The 20,218-nt window shown below is 71.2% G+C and carries 16 protein-coding genes; 3 read left to right on the top strand and 13 right to left on the bottom strand.

The genetic code is table 11. The features are described 5' to 3' along the window. Positions 1-69 precede the first annotated feature (69 nt). The 11 genes from H343_RS0110325 to H343_RS0110375 all read right to left on the bottom strand — a co-directional run bounded on the left by H343_RS0110325 (position 70) and on the right by H343_RS0110375 (position 14,593). Positions 70-2,106: an ABC transporter permease subunit gene (locus H343_RS0110325; protein ID WP_028431065.1), complete on the bottom strand. Its 2,037-nt coding sequence runs from the start codon at positions 2,104-2,106 to the stop codon at positions 70-72. 38 nt (positions 2,107-2,144) lie between these two features. Next, positions 2,145-3,323 (bottom strand): glycine betaine/L-proline ABC transporter ATP-binding protein, encoded by a 1,179-nt coding sequence (locus H343_RS0110330; protein WP_078505334.1) that lies wholly within the window; start codon positions 3,321-3,323, stop codon positions 2,145-2,147. Then, positions 3,323-4,894: a GMC oxidoreductase gene (locus H343_RS0110335; RefSeq protein ID WP_037903147.1), complete on the bottom strand. Its 1,572-nt coding sequence runs from the start codon at positions 4,892-4,894 to the stop codon at positions 3,323-3,325. Before H343_RS0110335 ends, H343_RS0110330 begins: the two co-directional genes overlap by 1 nt. Before the next feature lie 76 nt (positions 4,895-4,970). Next, a complete protein-coding gene (locus H343_RS0110340; RefSeq protein WP_028431068.1) occupies positions 4,971-6,473 on the bottom strand; it encodes an aldehyde dehydrogenase family protein in 1,503 nt (500 codons plus the stop codon). A gap of 527 nt (positions 6,474-7,000) precedes the next feature. Beyond that, the gene (locus H343_RS33565) at positions 7,001-7,804 is read right to left on the bottom strand and encodes a hypothetical protein (RefSeq protein WP_051264918.1); all 804 of its coding nucleotides are present in this window, start codon (positions 7,802-7,804) and stop codon (positions 7,001-7,003) included. Between the two features lie 22 nt (positions 7,805-7,826). Next, positions 7,827-8,273 carry a hypothetical protein gene (locus H343_RS30015; protein WP_051264920.1) on the bottom strand — a complete coding sequence of 149 codons (447 nt, stop codon included), beginning with the start codon at positions 8,271-8,273 and terminating at the stop codon, positions 7,827-7,829. Further along, positions 8,270-9,913 (bottom strand): hypothetical protein, encoded by a 1,644-nt coding sequence (locus H343_RS30020; RefSeq protein WP_486586859.1) that lies wholly within the window; start codon positions 9,911-9,913, stop codon positions 8,270-8,272. Before H343_RS30020 ends, H343_RS30015 begins: the two co-directional genes overlap by 4 nt. A 353-nt stretch (positions 9,914-10,266) precedes the next feature. Then, complete coding sequence (locus H343_RS0110360; RefSeq protein WP_028431069.1) at positions 10,267-11,256, bottom strand: malate dehydrogenase; 990 nt, start codon at positions 11,254-11,256, stop codon at positions 10,267-10,269. A 365-nt stretch (positions 11,257-11,621) separates the two neighbouring features. Next, entirely contained in the window at positions 11,622-13,079 is a 1,458-nt protein-coding gene (locus H343_RS30025) for a helix-turn-helix domain-containing protein (RefSeq protein ID WP_051264925.1), read from the bottom strand. A gap of 246 nt (positions 13,080-13,325) precedes the next feature. After that, the gene (locus tag H343_RS0110370; RefSeq protein WP_037903148.1) at positions 13,326-13,724 is read right to left on the bottom strand and encodes a DUF3017 domain-containing protein; all 399 of its coding nucleotides are present in this window, start codon (positions 13,722-13,724) and stop codon (positions 13,326-13,328) included. Then, entirely contained in the window at positions 13,724-14,593 is an 870-nt protein-coding gene (locus tag H343_RS0110375; protein WP_028431071.1) for a bifunctional methylenetetrahydrofolate dehydrogenase/methenyltetrahydrofolate cyclohydrolase, read from the bottom strand. Before H343_RS0110375 ends, H343_RS0110370 begins: the two co-directional genes overlap by 1 nt. 404 nt (positions 14,594-14,997) lie before the next feature. Between H343_RS0110375 and H343_RS0110380 the strand changes: the two genes are divergently transcribed. After that, positions 14,998-15,795: an RDD family protein gene (locus tag H343_RS0110380; RefSeq protein WP_028431072.1), complete on the top strand. Its 798-nt coding sequence runs from the start codon at positions 14,998-15,000 to the stop codon at positions 15,793-15,795. Between the two features lie 133 nt (positions 15,796-15,928). After that, positions 15,929-16,561: a hypothetical protein gene (locus H343_RS0110385; protein ID WP_028431073.1), complete on the top strand. Its 633-nt coding sequence runs from the start codon at positions 15,929-15,931 to the stop codon at positions 16,559-16,561. Between the two features lie 169 nt (positions 16,562-16,730). Here H343_RS0110385 and purH read toward each other — a convergent pair whose 3' ends face one another. Both purH and purN read right to left on the bottom strand, forming a co-directional pair. Continuing rightward, on the bottom strand, positions 16,731-18,344 hold the full coding sequence (gene purH, locus H343_RS0110390) for a bifunctional phosphoribosylaminoimidazolecarboxamide formyltransferase/IMP cyclohydrolase (RefSeq protein ID WP_028431074.1): 1,614 nt from the start codon (positions 18,342-18,344) through the stop codon (positions 16,731-16,733). Between the two features lie 7 nt (positions 18,345-18,351). After that, on the bottom strand, positions 18,352-19,023 hold the full coding sequence (gene purN / locus H343_RS0110395) for a phosphoribosylglycinamide formyltransferase (RefSeq protein ID WP_051264927.1): 672 nt from the start codon (positions 19,021-19,023) through the stop codon (positions 18,352-18,354). Between the two features lie 268 nt (positions 19,024-19,291). Between purN and H343_RS0110400 the strand changes: the two genes are divergently transcribed. Beyond that, a complete protein-coding gene (locus H343_RS0110400; protein WP_028431076.1) occupies positions 19,292-20,206 on the top strand; it encodes a hypothetical protein in 915 nt (304 codons plus the stop codon). Positions 20,207-20,218 lie beyond the last annotated feature (12 nt).

Consider the following 20,218-nt stretch of genomic DNA (forward strand, 5'->3'; position numbering starts at 1 on the left):
CAACAGGGGGTGGCTGGAAAGGTAGGCGGATGGGTCGGCGTGCGGAAGGGCCGGGGCCGCTCCCCGCGCTCATCGGTCGCGTCGTTTGGCGGCTCCCGCGGGCTGGGTGATCCGGTCCAGCACCAGACCGAGCAGGACGATCGCGGCACCGGCGGAGAGCCCGACGCCCAGTTCGCTCTTCTGGAGGCCGTAGACCACGGCGTAGCCGAGTGCGCCGCCGCCGACGAGGCCGCCGATGACGACCATCGCCAGAACGAGCACCACGCCCTGGTTGACGGCGAGCAGCAGCGCCGGGCGGGCCAGCGGGAGCTGGACCTGCCTGAGCTGCTGTGCGCCGCTGGCGCCCAGCGAGCGGGACGCCTCCAGAGCGGAGGGGTCGACGTTCTTCAGTCCCTGTGCGGTGATGCGGACGACCGCAGGGAGCGCGTAGAGCAGCGCCGCCGTGATCGCCGCCGCCCGTCCGACGCCCGCGAGGGCGACGACGGGAATGAGATAGATGAACTGCGGCAGTGTCTGCAGAACATCCAGCAAGGGCCTGATCATCTGCTCGACCCGGCCGATCCGCGCGGCCACGATGCCGATCGCGAAGCCGAGCGCCAGCGTGAGGAAGAGACCCGCCAGGACCTGGGCGAGGGTGTCCAGGGACGTGTCCCACACCCCGATGACGCCGATCACGGCGAGCGAGAGCGTGCCGGTCAGCGCGGTGCGCCAGGTACCCACCACGAGGGCGAGCGCGGCGACCACGAGGAGCAGCATCCACCAGGGCGTGCCCTGGAGCAGGTCGCGCAGCGGGTTGAGGACCCAGATCGTGAACTTGGTCGCCCACACCTCGGTGCCGCCGATGACGGGGATGCCCTCGGCGAAGTTGTCGGTGAACCAGTCGACGGCCGTGTTGGTCGGGCGGGCGATCTCGACCGTCCAGCCGTCGGGCCACTCCGAGGGGTCGGAGGAGACGGCCTTGCCCAGCACCCAGCCGACCGCCGTGACGAGGAGGATGCCCAGCACCGCCCATACGCCGCGGACGCGGTCGAGCAGCGAGAGGCGACTGCCGGGAAGAGCGGAGGTCTCCTCCATCCGCTCCCCGGCCGCCGAGGTCGTACGGTCCAGCCAGATCGCGATCATCACGATGGCGAGTCCGGCCGCCAGGGCCTCACCGATGTTCACCTTGGACAGGGCGCGGAAGACCTCGTCACCGAGTCCGCCCGCGCCGATGACCGAGGCGATGGTGACCATGGACAGCGCCATCATGATCGTCTGGTTCAGTCCGAGGAGCATCTCCTTGCGGGCCAGCGGCAGTTGAGCCGTCCACAGGCGTTGCCAGGCGTTGGCGCCCAGCGATGCGGAGGCCTCCAGCGCCGACGCGTCGGCGCCGCGCACCCCGAGCGAGGTCAGACGTGCCATGGGCGGAGCGGCGTAGATGACGGTGGCGAAGAGAGCCGAGGGGACACCGACGTCGAAGAAGAGCACGAACGGCAGCAGATACGCGAACGCCGGCATCACCTGCATGGTGTCGAACACCGGCCGCAGCACCTTCTCGCAGGTGTCGGACAACCCGGCCGCCAGGCCCAGCAGCAGCCCGACCACGGCCGATGCCGCGACGGCGACCACCATCAGCCCCAGCGTCTCCATGGCCGGTTCCCACACGGCCAGCAGCCCGCACACGGCGAAGGCACCGAGGGCCGTGCCCGTCACACGGGCGGCCCGGCGGTCGGCGCGGAGTCCGGCCGCCCACCAGGAGATGGCCAGCACCGCGCCGAGGACGCCGAGCCAGCCCATCGCGTCCAGGAGCTCGGTGACGCTGTCGACGGAGGTCTGTGCGGCGTTGCTCAGATGCAGCAGGAAGTAGAGGAAGAGCGGATTGGTGTCACGGTTGTCGATGACCCACTGGTTGGCGTCGTCGAGCGGCCCGTTGACGTCGACGCTCAGCTGCTCGGGCCAGCCGCCGCTGCCCCACAGCCCCGCGCCGAGGGGGACGAGCACCACGGCGAGGGCGAGGAGGGCCAGCAGCTTGCGCCCCGCGGCCTTCTGCCACAGCCGGCCGGGCCGGGCCGGGCCCTGGGAACGGGGCGGCGACTTCTCCGGGGGGTTCGCACCCGGCGCGGTCACGGTGCCGCTGTCGGGCCCGGTGACCGTATCGGTGCTGCTCACGCTGCCACCCCTTCCTCCTCGTCGAGTCCGGCGATGACCTCCAGCAACTGCTGCTCGTCGATGATCCCGAGCAGTTCGTCGCCGTCCATGACCCGGGCGTGACCGCCGCTGCGGACGATGGTCTCGATGGCCTCGGAGACGATGGCGTTGGGAGCGAGGGTGGCTCCGCTGTCGCCCTCGCCGCCGTGGGCGGGGCGCATGGCACGGCGTACGGATATGACCTGCTCGCGGGGGACGTCGCGGACGAAGTCGCGGACGTAGTCGTCCGCCGGCGTGGCGACGATCTCCTCCGGGGTGCCGCACTGCACGACCTCGCCGTCGCGCATCAGGGCGATGCGGTCGCCCAGCCTCAGCGCCTCGGACAGGTCGTGGGTGATGAAGACCATCGTGCGGCCTTCCTCGCGGTGCAGGCGGATGACCTCCTCCTGCATGTCACGGCGGATCAGCGGGTCGAGGGCGCTGAACGGCTCGTCGAAGAGGAGCACTTCGGGGTCGACCGCCAGTGCGCGTGCCAGCCCGACGCGCTGCTGCTGACCGCCGGAGAGCTCGACGGGACGGCGCTGTCCGAGCCCGGCCAGGCCCACCTTCTCCGCCATCTCCATGGCCTTCTCACGGCGTTCGGCCTTGCCCATGCCCTGGATCTCCAGGCCGTAGGCGATGTTGTCGATGACGGTGCGGTGCGGCAGCAGGCCGAAGTTCTGGAAGACCATCGCGGCGCGCTTGCGGCGCAGCTCGCGCAGCCGGTTCTTGTCCATGCCCAGGACGTCCTCACCGTCGATCTCCAGCTTTCCGGAGGTCGGTTCGATGAGCCGGGTCAGGCACCGTACGAGCGTGGACTTGCCGGAGCCGGAGAGGCCCATGACGACGAAGACCTCGCCGCTGTGCACGTCGAAGGAGACGTCGCGCACGGCGGCGGTGCAGCCGGTGCGTTTGGTCAGCTCCGCGCCGGAGAGGCCGGCGTACTCCGCGTTGCCGGGAATCCTGTGGCTCTTGGGGCCGAAGACCTTCCACAGGTCACGCACGGAGATCACCGGGGTGGAGCCTTCGGCTCCCTCGCGTTTCGCGGGTACGGCGTCCTCGACGGCCTCCGTGTTCCGTGCGGTCGCCGCGGTGCCTGTGGCCGCTGCGGTCTCTGCGGTCCCTGCGGTCTCTGCCGACTCGTGGGTCTCGGTCATCACGCAACACCTCCCGGTGCCGTAGTCGTAGCGGGTCGTTCGGGCCGGATGAGATCAGCCGCCTTCTCACCGACCATCAGCACACCGATCATCGGATTGACGGCGGGCATCGTGGGAAAGACGGAGGCGTCCGCAACACGAATGCCCTCCATGCCGCGGATCCTCAGCTGAGGATCGACGACCGCGAGTGCGTCGTCGGCGGCCCCCATCCGGCAGGTGCCCGCCGGGTGGTAGACGGTGTGGGCGACCCTGCGGGCGTACTCGCTGATCTCCTCGTCCGAGGTGATCTCCGGGCCGGGGGCGACCTCGCGCTTGAGCCACTTCGCGAGCGGCTCGGACCGGGCGACCTCCCGTGCGGCCCTGACGCCGTCCACCAGGGTGCGGGCGTCGTAGTCGCCGGGGTCGGTGAAGTAGCGGAAGTCCAGGGCGGGTTTGACGGCGGGGTCGGCGGAGGTGAGGCGGAGACGCCCGCGGCTGCGGGGCTTGGGGATGTTGGGTGTCAGCGAGACGCCGTGCGGGGGCCGTTCGTAGCCCAGTCGCTCTGGATTGTCCGTGAACGGGATCTGGTAGAAGTGGAACATCAGGTCGGGGCCCGCGCTTTCCGGATCGCGGCGCAGGAAGAGCCCCGCGTCGGAGTCCATCGCGGAGTTTTCGGGGATCGGCCCGTCCGTCTCCCAGACGATGACCGACTCGGGGTGGTCGAGCAGGTTCTCCCCCACACCCGGCAGATCGTGCGTGACGGTCAGGCCCAGCGCTTCCAGGTCCCCACGGGGTCCGATCCCGGAGTGCATCAGCAGCCGCGGGGTGTCCACGGCGCCCGCGCAGAGCAGCACCTCGCGGCCGGCGGATATCAGCCGCTCGCCGCCGTCCTTGTCGCGTACGTGCACGCCGGTCGCCCTGTTGCCGGCCAGTTCGAGCCGGTAGGCCCAGGTCTCCAGCAGGATGTGGAGGTTGGGGCGGTCACCCGCCTCGATGTGGGGGTGGAGGTAGGCGACGGAGGCTGAGGAACGCTTGTTGGTCTCCGGGTGGTAGGAGAGGTCGAAGAAGCCGACGCCCTCGTGGAAGGGCTGCTTGTTGAAGCCCTCGATCTCCGGGACGTCCAGGGCGTCCTTCGCCGCGGCGATGAAGTCGCGGGCGATGGCGTTCCGGTCCTGCTCGCCGACCGGCACGATGTTGTTGCGCAGCTTGCCGAAGTAGGGGTCCATGGCGGCGGCGCCCCAGCCCGCGGCTCCCCCCGCCTCCCACTCGTCCCAGTCGGACGGCAGGGGCTTGAAGGAGATCAGGGTGTTGTGGGACGAGCAGCCGCCGAGCACCTTCGCGCGGCTGTGCCGGATGTGGGAGTTGCCGCGCGGCTGCTCCGTGGTGGGGTAGTCGTAGTCCAGCTCACCGCCGAGCAGACCCAGCCAGCGGCGCAGTGTGAGCACCTCCGGCCGGTCCATGTCCGACGGGCCGCCCTCGATGAGGGCGACGGTGACGTCCGGGTCCTCGGTGAGCCGTGAGGCGATCACCGAACCGGCCGTACCGCCACCGACGATGACGTAGTCGTAGCTGGGAATGCCGTTGCTGGACATTGCCGTGTCGTGCTCCTTGGGGTTCACGCTTCCGTTTCCGTGCGGAGGGGGCGAAGGGGGCATGGTGCGGTGACCCTCAGCCGGAGAACCAGCGGACCGGTGCGGGACGCAGGTTCTCGTACACGTGCTTGGTCTCCCGGTACTCGGCCAGCCCGTGCGGCCCCAGCTCGCGGCCCACTCCGGACTTGCCGAAGCCACCCCATTCGGCCTGCGGCAGATAGGGGTGGAAGTCGTTGATCCACACGGTGCCGTGCCGCAGACGGCCTGCGACGCGGCGGGCGCGGGCGGTGTCGGAGGAGAAGACGCCGCCGGCGAGGCCGTACTCGGTGTCGTTCGCCAGGGCGACGGCCTCGTCCTCGGTGCGGAAGGTCTCCACGGTGAGGATCGGCCCGAAGGTCTCCTCACGGATCACCTTCATCTCCCGGTGACAGTTGTCGAGCACCGTCGGCGAGTAGAAGTAGCCGTCGGCCGGGCGTACTCCGGAAGGCGCGGGGCGCTCGCCGCCGCAGCGCAGGACCGCGCCCTCCTGGAGGGCGGAGGCCACGTACGCCTCGGTCTTGGCCAGTTGCTGTGCGGAGACCAGCGGCCCGCACTCGACGTCCTTCTCGGTGCCGCGGCCCAGCCGGATGCGCCCGGCACGTGCGGCCAGTTCGGCGACGAAGCGCTCGCGCACCGGCTCCTCGACGATGAGGCGGGCGCCGGCGGAGCAGACCTGGCCGCTGTGGATGAAGGCGGCGTTGAGGGCCTGGTCGACGGCGGTGTCGAAGCCCTCTTCGGTGGCGCAGGCGTCGGCGAAGACGACGTTGGGGTTCTTGCCCCCCAGCTCCAGGGCGACCTTCTTCACTCCCGGCGCGGCGGCCTGAGCGACCTTCGTACCGGAGGCGAGGCCGCCGGTGAAGGAGATCAGATCCACCTCGGGGTGCTCCGCGAGGCGGGCGCCGACGGGGTCGCCCGGCCCCGTCACCAGGTTCGCGACTCCGGCGGGGAGCCCCGCCTCGGCCAGCAGACGCACCAGGTGGACGGTGGTCAGGGGCGTGATCTCACTGGGCTTGATCACGAAGGTGTTTCCGGCGGCCAGCGCGGGGGCGACCTTCCAACTGGCCTGCAGCAGCGGGTAGTTCCACGGTGTGATCATCGCGCAGACACCTACCGGTTCATGCACGACAACACTGTGGACGCCGGGGTCCCCAGCGTCGACGACCCGGCCGCCGGACTCTCCCGCGACGAGGTCCGCGAAATAGCGGAAGGCCGCGGTCACGTCGTCGACGTCGACCCGGCCCTCCTCCAGAGTCTTTCCCGCGTCCCGGGACTCGGTGAGCGCTATCTCCTCACGGTCCCGCTGGAGGAGGCCGGCGACCCGGCGCAGCAGCGCGGCCCGTTCGGCGACGGCTGTACGGGGCCACTCCCCCTCGTCGAAGGCGCGGCGCGCGGCGGCGACCGCCGCGTCGGTGTCCTCGGCGCCGCCCTCGGCGACGACGGCGAAGGTGGTGGCGTCGGCGGGATCGAGGATCTCCCGCGTCCCGCCGGCAGCGGCGGCACGCCACTCACCGTCGATATGAATGCTCTGTGTTTCGGACACCCTCTGTACTGCCTTCCGAACTGATGACAACGCTTTGTGTCACGAAGAGCGCTCTTCGTGATCACCACGGGACTGCGGCCGTGCGCAGGGCACACGGCAAGAGCGAACCCTGCCCCGTCCTGGCGTTTACATGTCCGCCCGGAGCAGATAAGTGGGCTTACTCACTGGCCGAAGTCCGACGGACACAAAAGGGGCTCAAAGGACGCACCTTCTGTGTGCTTTTCTGCCGTTTTGCGTGCCCCGACTTGACCGCTTCTGTTTGGTTTCCGGCCGGACACAGGGTGATAACGGCGAGTGAGGCCCCCGCGTCGCGAGACCGCCCCCCGGCGAGGCCCGCGCGCTGTACCCACGGTGAGGCCGGCGGCGGACCGGCCGGCAGGCTCACGGACGGCGACGGTCCGGGGCAGACGTACAGGCGGCAGACGGGCAGCGCGTGCCCGCAGGGGGAGGCGCGTGCCCGCAGGGCGGCGCGGACGTAGGCCCCCGGTGGAGGCAACAGGCACCCGGCACCGAGGCGGAAGACCGCCTCAGGTGCCGCCGCGCGGCTCGTCGGTGCACTCCGCGCCGGAGGGGCAGAAGAACTTCACTGCCTCCTCGAGCAGTTCCTTCTCCTCGCCCGGGTCGCCCTCCTCGGTCTGGCCGTAGGCGATGACCGCGTACAGCTCGCCGTCCTCGGCCTCGAAGCGGTGGTCGATGACGTGCCGGGGGCCGCCGTGGTCCTCGGAGTCGTAGGTGTACTCGAGGCGGGCGGCGGAACGGCCCTCGCCGCTGTCGAGCCGGTCCAGGGATTCGCGTTCGTAGTCCTTGAGCTTCTCGGCGTTCTTCTCCGCCAGCTCCAGCGAGGCGTACGGGTCGGAGTCCTCGACCCAGAAGATCTGGAGCTGCCGCGCGCCGCCGGGCTGCTCGTAGAAGACGACGTCCGAACCGCTCTCCCTGCCCTCCGTCCGCCGGTCCCAGTCCTCGGGGACGGCGACGCTGAAGCCCTCCGGGTCCTCGTTCAGCATCCAGCCGGGCGGAAGGGTGGCCGAACCGGGTCCGGCCGTCGCCCCGTTCCCGGGTGCCGTCGGGGAGTCCCCCGGCCCGGACGGCGGTGAGGAAGGCCCTTCGGAGACGTTCGGTGACGGCATCGGCCGGCTCTGCGGCGGCGGCTCCGGCTCGTCCTTCCAGCCGAGGGCCCAGGTGCCGAAGGCGAGGGCACAGACGGCCAGCACCGCGAAGGCACCCTTGAGCACCTGCCGCTGGCGTCGCACGGACTCGGCGTGCTGCTGTCCCCGCTGCACCTCGGCTTCGTGGTCCACCCAGCGCTGGTGGTCCGCGTCGAAGCGGATCATGCGCCCTTCCCCCTCACGTGATTCAGCCCAGTACCTGCGCGGCGGCCTGGGCGACCGCCGTCGCCGACGCCAGCAGGCCGACCGCCGAGGTGCCCGACTCCAGCAGTTCACGCAGCCGCGACACCCGCGTGGAGCCGGCCCGGCCCGTACGGGTGATCTCGCCCTCGATCTCGTCGAGTTCACCGCTCACGCCTCGGGTGTCGTCGCTGACCGCGAGGACCGCCATGTCCGCGCGCAGCGCGCGGACGGCCTCCAGCAGGGCCAGGGTCGCCTCGTCGGTCTGCTGCGGCGGGGAGTTGTACGTGTACGAGGTGGACGTGGCCGTGCCGTGGCTGCCGGTGGCGACCGAACCCCCCGACATGGTGCCGATGTTCACGGCCCCGCCTCCCCCGCCGGATGCCGCCGCGCCCTGCTGCTCCCCTTCCCGTTCCTGCTCCCGCTCCCCGGATCCACCCTCACCTGACGTCATGCGAGGCTCCTCTCCACATGCTGGGCCTGGCCGTGCTCACCCGTGGCGACGGCCCCGCCGCTCATCTCCTTGATGAAGACGCCGCCGTCACGCACGTTGACGATCTGCTGCTCGAAGCGGTCCGTGCGGTAGCCCCGCTGCTCCAGCGCGTCCCGCACACCGCCCGCGATGCGGTCCTGGACGGTCTTGACGTACCGGCTGACGTCCATCTCCTGGAACAGCGAGAGCTCGTTCGTGCTCGCCAACTCCCGTACGGAGACGAGCGGAGCGTCGGGCGCCGCGTACTCGGGAGGGCTGAGCCAGACCCGGCAGACCGACACCAGCGTGCGCACCGCCGCGATCCCGGTCGTGACGGTGACGGCGGGCGCCGTCAGCAGCGCCAGAACGCCCTCGCGCAGAGGCCCGCCCGCGCGGCGCCCGATGATCGAGTCCACCTCGCGGAAGCTCTCGGCGACGGGGCCCAGCACATGTGGCGCGACCTCCAGCACGAGCATCCCGCCCTGGGTGTGCACGCGGACGAGCAGCGTGACGACGACCTGCTCGTCCCAGGCGCCCACCCGGACGCGGAGGAAGTGGCGGCGGGCCTCCCCGCCCTCGTCGACGGCTTCGTCCAGGTGCACGCGCACGCTGTCCGGACCGTAGACGCCGGTCTCGCGGTGCGGGCCGGAGGGGAGATAGACGAACTCCTCGACCTCCAGCTCCCGCAGCCTGTCCCGGCCCGTGCGCTCCGCGGCGTCGCGCAGCGCCACGAGCCGCGGCGTGATCATGTCGATGACGTGGCGGGCGGAGAGCCGCGTCTCCCCCTGCGCCGGTACGCCCCCGCCGTTCATCTCCTTCTTGCGGCGCAGCTCCAGCGCGAACGACCAGGGCTTGTGCGGGACGCCCGCGCCCACGAAGGGACGGTTGGAGTCGTAGAGCGCGGCCCGCGCCTGCTGTTCACGGTCGATGGCCTCGCCGATCCGGCGGTAGCGGTCGGAGAAGGGCAGCTCGGGCTGGCGGGCGGTGGCGAAGCTCTCCCGCCCCAGCTGCTCCCTCAGGACGGTGTTCGTACTCATCCGGTGCAGCCAGACCACTGCGGCCATCCCCAGCGGGAAGATCACCGGATACGGGTTGTCGGCGATGCCCTCCACCACGGTGAGCCAGTAGAACACCGCGCCGATACGGGCCCAGACCGTGACCAGCCGGCCGAGCCAGCGCCGCACCAGTGACCACATGGGACTGCGGGTGGGGGCCGTCCGCGGCGGCGCCTGCCCGTCACGGCCGAGAAGTGCACGTCCGGCCCACAGCGAGAGCACGACCCCGGCGTAGAGGAGCACGTAGTCGGTGGGCTTCCCTGACGGGGAGGAGCTTCCCAGCTCGCTCAGCGAGAGGGCCATCGAGAGGAGTTCACCCAGGGTGGGTTCGGGGCCTCCCCCGTAGGCGTCGCCGAGGGTGTCCCACAGCATCAGGAGGGACGTGAGGAAGAAGCCCGCCCACAGCGCCGACAGGGCCAGCGCCGTGCGCACTTCCTGCCGTCGGGCACATAACGCGTGGGCGAGCACGGGACGCAGGTCCACGCCCGCCGAGGGCGGCACCGGCCGCTCGGCGTGGCCGATCAGTTCCTCGATGACGCGCCTGCGGAACGCGGCGTTCAACCGCACTCCCGCGCACAGCAGGCGCGTGGCCTCGCTGTGAGCATGTGTGCGCGCTGGGTGATTCACGGCAGCCCCCGATTGCCCCAATACCGTTCCAGGGAGAGCCAAGAACATACCCGAGGGGCACGACGCAGGGCTACAGCGTGACCACCGTCTGTGGATAACTCTTGTGACACATCCGGGCAACGCGGAGGCAGCCGTCCCGCTGCGTCAACTGGCCTGCGGACGCGAGGAGTCGGCGACGAACCGGCCGCGTGCGGGCGCGGCGGCGCACAGCCGGGAGCCCGCGCGTCCCGGAACGTTCCGGAACCCGCGGACCCTCACCGCCGGCGCCGAAGCAGACCGGCGTGCGCGGCTGTTCAGAGCAGTCCGAGGCCCCGTACCGCTTCGCGCTCCTCCGAGAGCTCCGTCACGGAGGCGTCGACCCGGGTACGTGAGAAGTCGTTGAGCTCCAGGCCCTGAACGATCTCGTACGAGCCGCCGGAGCAGGTCACCGGGAAGGAGGAGATCAGGCCCTCCGGCACTCCGTAGGAGCCGTCCGAGGGGATGCCCATCGAGGTCCAGTCGCCCTGCGGGGTGCCGTTGACCCAGGTGTGGACATGGTCGATGGCGGCGTTGGCTGCGGACGCCGCGGAGGAGGCGCCGCGCGCCTCGATGATGGCGGCGCCGCGCTTGGCGACCGTGGGGATGAACTCCTCGGCCAGCCACTTCTCGTCGTTCACGGTCTCGGCGGCGTTCTTGCCCGCGATCTCCGCGTGGAAGATGTCCGGGTACTGGGTGGCCGAGTGGTTGCCCCAGATCGTCAGCTTCTTGATGTCGGAGACCTGCGAGCCCGTCTTCTTCGCGAGCTGCGTCAGCGCGCGGTTGTGGTCGAGGCGGGTCATCGCGGTGAACCGCCCGGCCGGTACGTCCGGGGCCGCGGCCTGGGCGATGAGCGCGTTGGTGTTCGCGGGGTTGCCGACGACGAGGATCCTCACGTCGTCCGCCGCGTGGTCGTTGACGGCCTTTCCCTGCGGCTTGAAGATGCCGCCGTTGGCCTCCAGCAGGTCGCCGCGCTCCATGCCCTTGGTGCGGGGGCGGGCCCCGACGAGCAGCCCCACGTTCGTGCCGTCGAAGGCGACGTTCGGGTCGTCGGTGATGTCAATGCCGTGCAGCAGCGGGAAGGCGCAGTCGTCGAGTTCCATCGCGGTGCCCTCGGCGGCCTTCAGCGCGGGTGTGATCTCCAGCAGACGCAGCTTGACGGGCACGTCCGCGCCGAGCAGCTGGCCGGAGGCGATACGGAAGAGCAGCGCGTAGCCGATCTGGCCGGCCGCTCCGGTGACGGTGACATTGACAGGGGTGCGGGTCATGGCGGTCTCCGTAGTACCTGACGGTGGCGAAGGGCCTTCCCCGGCCGAGCCGGAGGGAACGCGCCCTGCCCTTTCGGAAGTCTCTCTACATCAAGAGAACCGGCGCCAGGCTATCCGACGCGGCGTTCGCGTCGGCAGCCGCCCGCGCGAGGAGGGGGTGACGCGGAGGCGGCTGCCGACGGCTGCCAACCCGTGGGGGGTGCTGAACGGGCGTCTTCCCGGTATCGCGCGGGCCATGCATGCGCATTCATCCGGGGCCCGCCACCGGCGCGCTCCCCTGCGGCCGCAAATCACTCGCCCCAAGTCGCCCTCGCCGCCGGGCTGTTGAAGACCGTTCGGATTCAGGGCCGGGTCACCCGCAGCGGTTACGGGGTGTCCGGCACGGACGGCGAGGCCGAGTCCGGCGCGTCGGCGGCGCCGACCTGCGTGCATCCCGTCGTGCCCGCCGCGAGAGTCGCGCATGCGCGCGCCTCGGTCGGGGAGCCGACGGCGACCATCTCGGTGTAGGCGTCGTTGGTCGAGTCGACTTCGTCGCTCTCGACCTGACCGTCCGCGCTTATCTTCAGACCGTCCCCCTGTGCCGCACCCGTTATCCGCCCCCACGCCGCCCGGCACACCTTGCTGTAGCGCACCTCGACCATGCTCGGGCCCACGAAGGCCGAGTTGCTGCTCTTGACGTTCTGACCGCCGCAGCCCATCTCCTCCGGGTCCTTGCCGGAGCAGTCCTTGCCCTGGCACTTCACACCCGCCGGGAGGTCGCGTTCCTCCCGCGCGGACGGCGAAGGGGACGGCGAGGCGGAGCTGTTGTCCGTGGCCCCGGGCAGGCCGAAGACCAGGACACCGACGACGATCAGAGCCGACGCTCCCGCGGCGCCGCCGAGAAGAGCCGCGATCCGGCGTCCCCGTGACGAACCTCGCGGACTCTCCGGGCCGCCGGGTGCGCCCGGACCGTCCGGACCTGCCTGCCCGCCGGGAAGCCCCGGCGGTTCCGGGGTGTGCGCGGGGTACGCGGCCCCGCCGGCGGTTCCGCCCCGCTCCGTCCCGGCACCGCGCCCGCCCGGCGTGACCCGGAGGGCCGTCGTGTGGTCGTCCTCGCGTGCGGAGGTGCCCCAGGAGGCGAGATCCACCCGCTGCTGCCTGCTGCCGCGCCCGCCGGTGCCCGGGAGCGGGCGCGGACGCAGTACGGCCGTCTCCTCGTCCGCCGGCGGCCCGTCCATGTCCGTGGCACCGCCGGACGCGCGCACCTCACCCCGGCCGCGGCCGGAGAGGTCGGCGGACGACGGCGGAGCCGACGACGGTGGAGAGGCGGAGGGCGGAGCGGACGGTGCGGCGGAGGATGCCTGCTGCTGGTCGTCCCCGGGGCGGCCGGCCGCGGCGGGCTTCTCCTTCGCCGGCTCGTCACCGGCCCCGGACCGGTCCTTGTCCTTGTCCTTGTCCCGGTCCTTGTTACGCCCGCGCTTGCGGCCCTTGGCCGGCTCGTCCCAGAACTCCCCCAGCGCCTCCCGCGCCTGGGCGACGCGGATGGCCTCCATCGTCTCGTCGTGCCGCATCTCGGCACGGCTCCACGCCCGCTCGGCCAGCTCCCACATCGTCTCCAGGTGGCGGATGTCGGTGCCGGTGACCTCGGCCAGCGCGCGCATGGCACCCCGCGGCGGCAGCAGCCGGCCGCCGAGGTATCTCTCCCACGACGACTTGCTGTAGCCGGTGCGGTCCGCGACCGTCGCGACGCTCATTCCGCTGCGGTCCACCAGCCGTCTCAGCTGGCTGGTGAACTCGCGTATCTGCGGGTCCAGTTCCTCCGGTAGCGGCCTCCACCGAGGCATGTGCCTCCCCCTTGTCCCCCGAATTCGTCGACATCCCCCGCACCAGGCCGCCCAGTCTGCCACCCGGCCGGGAGGGTGCGGTCATGAAGGCGGCCCGTGACTTCCGCGCGGAAGTACGGGCCCCCGTCTCACCTCACGCGGTGTACCGGAACGCTTGCCCTGCGCCCCGGGGCGTCATCGGTGACGTGTCTTTGGCCTCTCCGCCACCTCGCCGGACGTCCCGCTTCGGCACGCCTACCGCGGGCCTCACCTGATGGTGAAGCGGACGATGTCCTCCAGGATCGGGATGTCCAGCCACGGGTTCGGCTGCGCCATCATCGCCAGCAGCGTGATCGTCAGGCCCAGCACTCCGTACGTCGCTATGTCCGTGAAGTTCGAGCGGACGGCCAGCATCCCCACGGACGGCATCGTGCGCCGCATCACCGCGGCGCCGAGCAGCGAGACCCCGATGATCAGCGTCCCCGCGCGGAACTCGCTGACCGTCACCAGGAGTCCGAGCAGCACCCCGCAGCACACGGCCAGCAGCGGCCACTGCCTGTACGGCGCCGCGTGGCCCGCGCCCACCGGACGTCCGCCGCCCTCGGGGCGGGCCGTGTCACGCGTCACAGAGGGGAAGCGGCGCGTACGCCGCACACGTACCTTCATCACTCCACCGCCGGGGTCTGCGCGGCACGCTCGGCCGCCTCGACGACATTGACGAGCAGCTGCGCGCGTGTCATCGGGCCGACGCCGCCGGGGTTCGGGGAGATCCAGCCCGCGACGTCCCGTACACCCGGGTGGACGTCGCCGACGATCTTGCCGTGTTCGTCCCGGCTCACGCCCACGTCCAGCACGGCGGCACCCGGCCGTACGTCCTCCGGCTTGATCAGGTGCGGCACTCCGGCCGCGGCCACGACCACGTCAGCCTGCCGCAGCAGCGCCGGCAGGTCGCGGGTGCCGGTGTGGCACTGCGTGACCGTGGAGTTCTCGCTGCGCCGGGTCAGCAGCAGGGGGATCGAACGGCCGACGGTGATGCCGCGCCCGACGACCACCACGTGCGCACCGTTCAGCTCGACGCCGTGCCGCCGCAGGAGCTGGATGATGCCCTGCGGCGTGCACGGCAGCGGGCCCGGCTCGTTCAGCACGAGGCGTCCGAGGCTGGTGGGGTGCAGTCCGTCCGCGTCCTTGGCCGGGTCCATCAGCGCCAGCACGCGGTTGGTGTCGATGCCCCGGGGCAGCGGGAGCTGGACGATGTAGCCCGTGCAGGCGGGGTCGTCGTTGAGCTCCCGTACGACCGCCTCGATCTCCTCCTGTGCGGCGGTGGCGGGCAGTTCACGCTGGATCGAGTGAACGCCGATCTGCTCGCTGTCACGGTGCTTGCCGGCGACGTACTTCTGGCTGCCGACGTCGTCCCCGACGAGCAGCGTGCCCAGGCCGGGGGTGACACCCCGCGCCCGGAGCGCGTCGACGCGCGCGGTGAGGTCGGTCTTGATCGCTGCTGCCGTGGCCTTGCCATCGAGAATCTGGGCCGTCATGGGTACATCCTCCCGGATGCGGAGTCCGGTTCGAAATCCGTGTCGCTCCGCGGGACGCCGCGCCCCGGCGGCGGGGGAGTGAGCGCCCGCCCGGCATCCGGAACGGCCCTCGCACGGACGGAAGTACGGGCGTATCGACGAGCAAGTCAGCGTCTCGTTGCGGATTCGCCACATTCCGAGATCTAGCTGGACAGGACAGCTGTGCGGCCACGAACATGAATCGGCGGCGCCGCGCCCGAACCAATATGGGCCGACGGCACGGCGTCGCATCATCGGGGGAGGCACATCGTGCATAGCACACACCTCACGCAGTCCACTGACGGCATCTGCGGGGGCGGAACTGTCATTCCCCCGAGTTCTTCGGCCCATTCCGTCCCCTGCTCGACGCTCGGAGGAAGAGACTCGTGAGCTACCCACCGCCCCCCGGCCAGGACCCGAACAACCCGTACGCCAAGCAGCAGCCACAGCAGCCGCCCCAGCAGCCCGGCGGCCACCCCGGCTACGGCTACCCCCAGCAGCCGCAGCAGCCGCAGTACGGCCAGCAGCCCGGCTACGGCTACCCGCAGCAGCCGCAGTACGGCCAGCAGCCCCACCCGGGGGGCGTCCCGGGTCAGCCCGGGTACGGCTACCCGCAGCAGCCCGGCACCGTCCAGGCCAACAACGGGTACATAAACATGCACCACCTCGGCCAGGTGCCTCTGGCCACGATGGGCCAGCGCTTCCTGGCACGGCTCATCGACGGCCTGATCCTCGGCACGGTCTACACCGTCGTCCTCGTCGCCGGGCTGGGCAGCACGATCGGCCTGACCACCTCCTCGCTCGAGGAGTGCGGCACCTACACGGACCCGGGCTACAACCAGTGCGTGCAGGACGCCAACGCCGAGAGCATGGGCATGATCGGCGTCTTCTTCGTCATGGTGCTGGGCATCGCCGTCTTCCTGGCGCTCTACGAGTGGCTGATGATCGCCTTCAAGGGCGCGACCGTCGGCAAGATGGCCATGGGCCTGCGGGTGGTCCGCGAGGCCGACGGCGGGCTCCCGGGCGTCGGCCCCGGCTTCATCCGCTACATCATCCCGATCGCGGGCGTCTTCGTCTGCTACATCGGCGCCCTTCTGGTCTTCCTCTCGCCGTTCTTCGACAACAGCGGCAAGCTGCAGGGCTGGCACGACCGTGCCGCGGGAACCCTGGTCATCAAGAAGTAACGGAGGGGTGGCGCCCCTTGGGCGCACCGAGCCCGGAGAGCATGAACGTCAACACGAGGGCCGCGCCGCGGGACAATCGGGGCGCGGCCCTCGTGCGTCCGGGCCCGAGCAGACGAACTGAAGGAATTCCCCGATGAGTTATCCGCCCCAGCCCCCGAACGACCCGTACGGGAAGAATCCCTACGCCCAGCAGCCGCCTCCGCAGCAGCCCGGCGGCCACCCCGGCTACGGCTACCCCCAGCAGCCGCAGCAGCCGCAGTACGGCCAGCAGCCCGGTTACGGCTACCCCCAGCAGCCCGGGAGCCCGCCCCCTTACGGCTACCCCCAGCAGCCGCCCGGCCCTTACGGCCCGGGGGCACCCGTGCCGCCCGGCGTGCTGTCCGGCAAGGTCAACGGCGCCCGCGTGCTGATGCTCATCGCGGGCGGTCTTCAAGCCGTGGTCTCCGTCATCGCAATGATCATGCTCGGCGTGGCGGCCAACGGCTTCGAGGACATCGCGCACGCCGCCGACTTCCACTTCGGTCTGGGCGTCCTCTACGTCGTCTGCGGAATCCTCCTCGTGCACGCGGTCATCGGCATCGTGCTGGGCACCTCACTCACCAAGGGCGGCAACGGCACGCGGATCAGCGGCATCGTGTGGGCCTCGTTCCTCACCGTCTTCGGACTGGCCGGCTTCCCTCTCGGGGCGGTGTGGATGGGCGTGGGGATCACATGCATCGTGCTGCTGGCCCAGTCCGGGGACTGGTTCAACAGGCCGCGTCACTGATGACGGTTCCCACGGCCGCCCGGTGCGGCAGCGCACGTACGAGCACCCCGGGCACGTCACCCGCCGCCCGGGGTGCCGTGCTCCCCTCGCCCGTCTCCCGTCCTCGGAAGGGCCGCCCGCCGGCATGAGACCCGGCGGACGGCCCTGAGACCGGCGGACGCCCTGAGGCTCAGTGGAAGAAGTGCCGCGTGCCGGTGAGGTACATGGTCACGCCGGCCGCCTTCGCCGCCTCGGCGACGGCCTCGTCGCGCACCGAACCACCCGGCTGCACAACGGCCTTGACGCCTGCCCGCGTCAGCACCTCCAGCCCGTCGGGGAACGGGAAGAACGCGTCCGAGGCGGCGTACGAGCCGAGCGCCCTCTCCTCCCCCGCGCGCCGCACGGCGAGTTCGGCGGAGTCGACGCGGTTGACCTGGCCCATTCCGACACCGACGGTCGCACCGTCCTTGGCAAGGAGCACCGCGTTGGACTTCACCGCACGGCAGGCGCGCCATGCGAAGGCCAGCTCCTCCAGCTCGTCCGGGGAGAGCGCTTCGCCCGTGGCCAGCCGCCAGTTCGAGGGGTCGTCGCCCTCCGCCTGCAGCCGGTCCCTGACCTGGAGGAGTGTGCCGCCCTCGACGGGCCTGAACTCGACGGGCGCGGACGGCTCTCCGGCGCAGCGCAGTACCCGGATGTTCTTCTTGCGCGACAGCGCCTCGACCGCGCCCGCCTCGTAGCCGGGGGCGACGACGACCTCCGTGAAGATCTCCGCCACCTGTTCGGCCATCGCGAGCGACACCGGACGGTTGACGGCGATCACACCGCCGTACGCGGAGAGCGGGTCGCAGGCGTGCGCCTTGCGGTGGGCCTCCGCGACGTCGGAACCCACGGCGATGCCGCAGGGATTGGCGTGCTTGATGATCGCCACGCAGGGCCGTCCGGTGTGGTCGTGGGCGGCACGGCGGGCGGCCTCTGTGTCGACGTAGTTGTTGTAGGACATCTCCTTGCCGTGCAGCTGTTCCGCCTCCGGCAGGCCGGAGCCGCTGCCGTCCGTGTAGAGGGCAGCGGGCTGGTGCGGGTTCTCGCCGTAGCGCAGCACGCTGCGGCGGGTGAAGGCCGCGCCCACGAAACCGGGCAGTTCGCCGGCGCCGCTCCCGCCCGTCTCCTCCTCCGGCAGTGCGTAGCCGTCGGCGAACCAGTTCGCCACGGCCACGTCGTAAGCCGCCGTGTGCTGGAAGGCCTCGCCCGCCAGCCGCTTGCGTTCCGCCAGGTCGAATCCGCCGCCCTCGACGGCCTTCAGCACGTCCTGGTACCGGCCGGGGTTGACGACGACCGCGACCGAGGGGTGGTTCTTCGCGGCGGCGCGGACCATCGAGGGGCCACCGATGTCGATCTGCTCCACGCACTCGTCCGGTGCGGCGCCCGAGGCCACGGTCTCGCGGAACGGGTAGAGGTTGACGATCACCAACTCGAAGGGCTCCACTTCGAGTTCGGCGAGCTGCTCCCGGTGGGAGGCCAGCCGCCGGTCGGCGAGGATGCCCGCGTGCACGCGCGGGTGCAGCGTCTTGACCCGGCCGTCAAGGCACTCCGGGAATCCCGTCACGTCCTCCACCGCCGTGACCGGCACGCCGGCCGCCGCGATCCGCTTCGCCGTCGAACCGGTGGAGACGATCCCCACGCCCGCCGCGTGCAGGCCGCGTGCCAGCTCGTCCAGGCCCGTCTTGTCGTAGACGCTGATCAGCGCCCTGCGGACCGGCCGCTTCGCCTCCGAGGCGCTCGTGCCGCCCTCGCCGCCGTTGCCCATGCCACCCTCAGCCATGTCGCAGCCGTACCTTTCGTCCTTCGATGCGGTAGCCGTCGCGGGAGAGACGTCCCACGACATCGACGAGCAGCCGTCGCTCGACTTCCTTGATCCGCTCGTGCAGAGCGGCGCCCCCGTCGGCGTCGTCCTCGTCCAGGACATCGACCACGCCCTGCGCGATGATCGGCCCCGTGTCGACACCGTCGTCGACGAAGTGGACGGTGCACCCGGTCACCTTGACCCCGTACGCGAGTGCGTCACGTACGCCCTGGGCGCCGGGGAAACTGGGGAGCAGGGCGGGGTGCGTATTGACCACCCGCCCCCCGAAGCGGGCCAGGAACTCCTTGCCCACGATCTTCATGAAGCCCGCGGAGACGACAAGATCCGGCTCGTACGCGGCGGTTGCCTCGGTCAGCGCCCGGTCCCACGCGTCACGCGTGCCGTGGTCGCGTACGCGGCACACGTACGTGGGGATGCCCGCGCGCTCGGCGCGCTCCAGCCCCGCGATCCCGTCACGGTCCGCGCCCACGGCGACGATCCGTGCGCCGTAGGTCTCCTGGCCGTCGGCGTCGATCGCGTCGAGCAGGGCCTGCAGATTCGTACCGGAGCCGGACACGAGGACGACGAGACGGGCGGGAGGGGAGACGGGACGGGGGCGGCTCGGGCTCTGGTGCGCAGCCACGGCGGGGCTCTCTCTCACGGGAATCTTCCCGGCTCACAGGGCGCGGGAAGGGAAAGCAGCGGTTTGTGTGGTCGTACGAACTCATTGAGCGGCGGATTCCGGGGAACTCTACGAAGCGTCCGACCGTCGGCAACGATACCGGCCCCCGACACGGCCCCCACGGGACGGGGGCCCGTGGGGCAGGTAGCGTCAGGAGGAGGCTCCCGCGCGGTCGCGGGAGCGCACAGGGCCACAGGACACAGAGGACGCAGGGGAAGACACACACCACATGACCGACCGAAGCCGCCGCCGTGCGGCCCCATCCGACACCGCCTCGCGCGAGGACAACCCCTTCGCGGCACCACCGGAGGGGCGGCCGGACCGGCCCTGGCAGCCGCGCCGCGGCACGGACTCCGAGCGCGGCTCGGGCACTGGCACGGACACGTCAGGGCCGGGATCTCAGGGACCGGGAAGTCCGGACGGTCCTGGAGGCCGGTCGGACGGGGAGGACTCCGCGGAGGACTCGGGCGGCAGGCGCTCGTCCTGGGGCAGCCAGTGGAGCAGCCGCCAGCCGGGCCGGCAGAGCGGCGGCTTCGGCAGCGCGGGCGGAAACGGCGACGGAAACAGCAACGGGAACGGGAACGGCAACGGCGGCGGCGGGTTCGGTTCCGGCGGCAGCCGCGGCATGCGCTGGGACCCGACCGATCCCCTCCAGCGCCACGCGCGTTACTCCCTGCACACCGGCATCTGGGCCCTCTTCTTCGCCCTCTTCAGCCTTCCCGAGGTCGCCCTGCTCCTCGGCGCCCTCTCCCTGTACTGGGGCATCAACGCGCTGCGCGCCGGCGGCAAGCCGGCCTCCACGGAGGGGACTTCCGAACGGAGCCGCGGTGACTCCGGCGCCGCGGCGTCGGCCGAGGACGTCGCGGGCAGCGACCGTACGACCACGCCGGACAGGCCGAAGGCCGCCCCTGCCGTCCCGGTCAGCGCCACTCCGGCACAGGCCGCCAAGTCCCGTACGACGGCGGCTGTCAGCGGACTGATCACGGCATCGCTGGCGCTGGCCGTGGTCGCGGCGACGTTCACCTTCCAGTCCGTCTACCGCGAGTACTTCGTGTGTACGCAGGACGCCCTCACCCAGTCCTCCCGCGAGGACTGCAAGGAGCTCCTGCCCAGCGAACTCCGTCCGCTGCTCGAGAACCGCTGAGGCACCGCCGGG

The organism is Streptomyces sp. TAA204, from assembly GCF_000424965.1.

What these genes read in the sequence shown, in the direction of transcription:
- H343_RS0110360 (WP_028431069.1), bottom strand. Translation starts at nt 11,256, where the DNA reads ATGACCCGCACCCCTGTCAATGTCACCGTCACCGGAGCGGCCGGCCAG.
- H343_RS0110370 (WP_037903148.1), bottom strand. Translation starts at nt 13,724, where the DNA reads ATGAAGGTACGTGTGCGGCGTACGCGCCGCTTCCCCTCTGTGACGCGT.
- H343_RS0110400 (WP_028431076.1), top strand. Translation starts at nt 19,292, where the DNA reads ATGACCGACCGAAGCCGCCGCCGTGCGGCCCCATCCGACACCGCCTCG.
- H343_RS0110330 (WP_078505334.1), bottom strand. Translation starts at nt 3,323, where the DNA reads ATGACCGAGACCCACGAGTCGGCAGAGACCGCAGGGACCGCAGAGACC.
- H343_RS30025 (WP_051264925.1), bottom strand. Translation starts at nt 13,079, where the DNA reads ATGCCTCGGTGGAGGCCGCTACCGGAGGAACTGGACCCGCAGATACGC.
- H343_RS0110375 (WP_028431071.1), bottom strand. Translation starts at nt 14,593, where the DNA reads ATGACGGCCCAGATTCTCGATGGCAAGGCCACGGCAGCAGCGATCAAG.
- H343_RS0110335 (WP_037903147.1), bottom strand. Translation starts at nt 4,894, where the DNA reads ATGTCCAGCAACGGCATTCCCAGCTACGACTACGTCATCGTCGGTGGC.
- H343_RS0110385 (WP_028431073.1), top strand. Translation starts at nt 15,929, where the DNA reads ATGAGTTATCCGCCCCAGCCCCCGAACGACCCGTACGGGAAGAATCCC.
- H343_RS30015 (WP_051264920.1), bottom strand. Translation starts at nt 8,273, where the DNA reads ATGACGTCAGGTGAGGGTGGATCCGGGGAGCGGGAGCAGGAACGGGAA.
- H343_RS33565 (WP_051264918.1), bottom strand. Translation starts at nt 7,804, where the DNA reads ATGATCCGCTTCGACGCGGACCACCAGCGCTGGGTGGACCACGAAGCC.
- purH (WP_028431074.1), bottom strand. Translation starts at nt 18,344, where the DNA reads ATGGGCAACGGCGGCGAGGGCGGCACGAGCGCCTCGGAGGCGAAGCGG.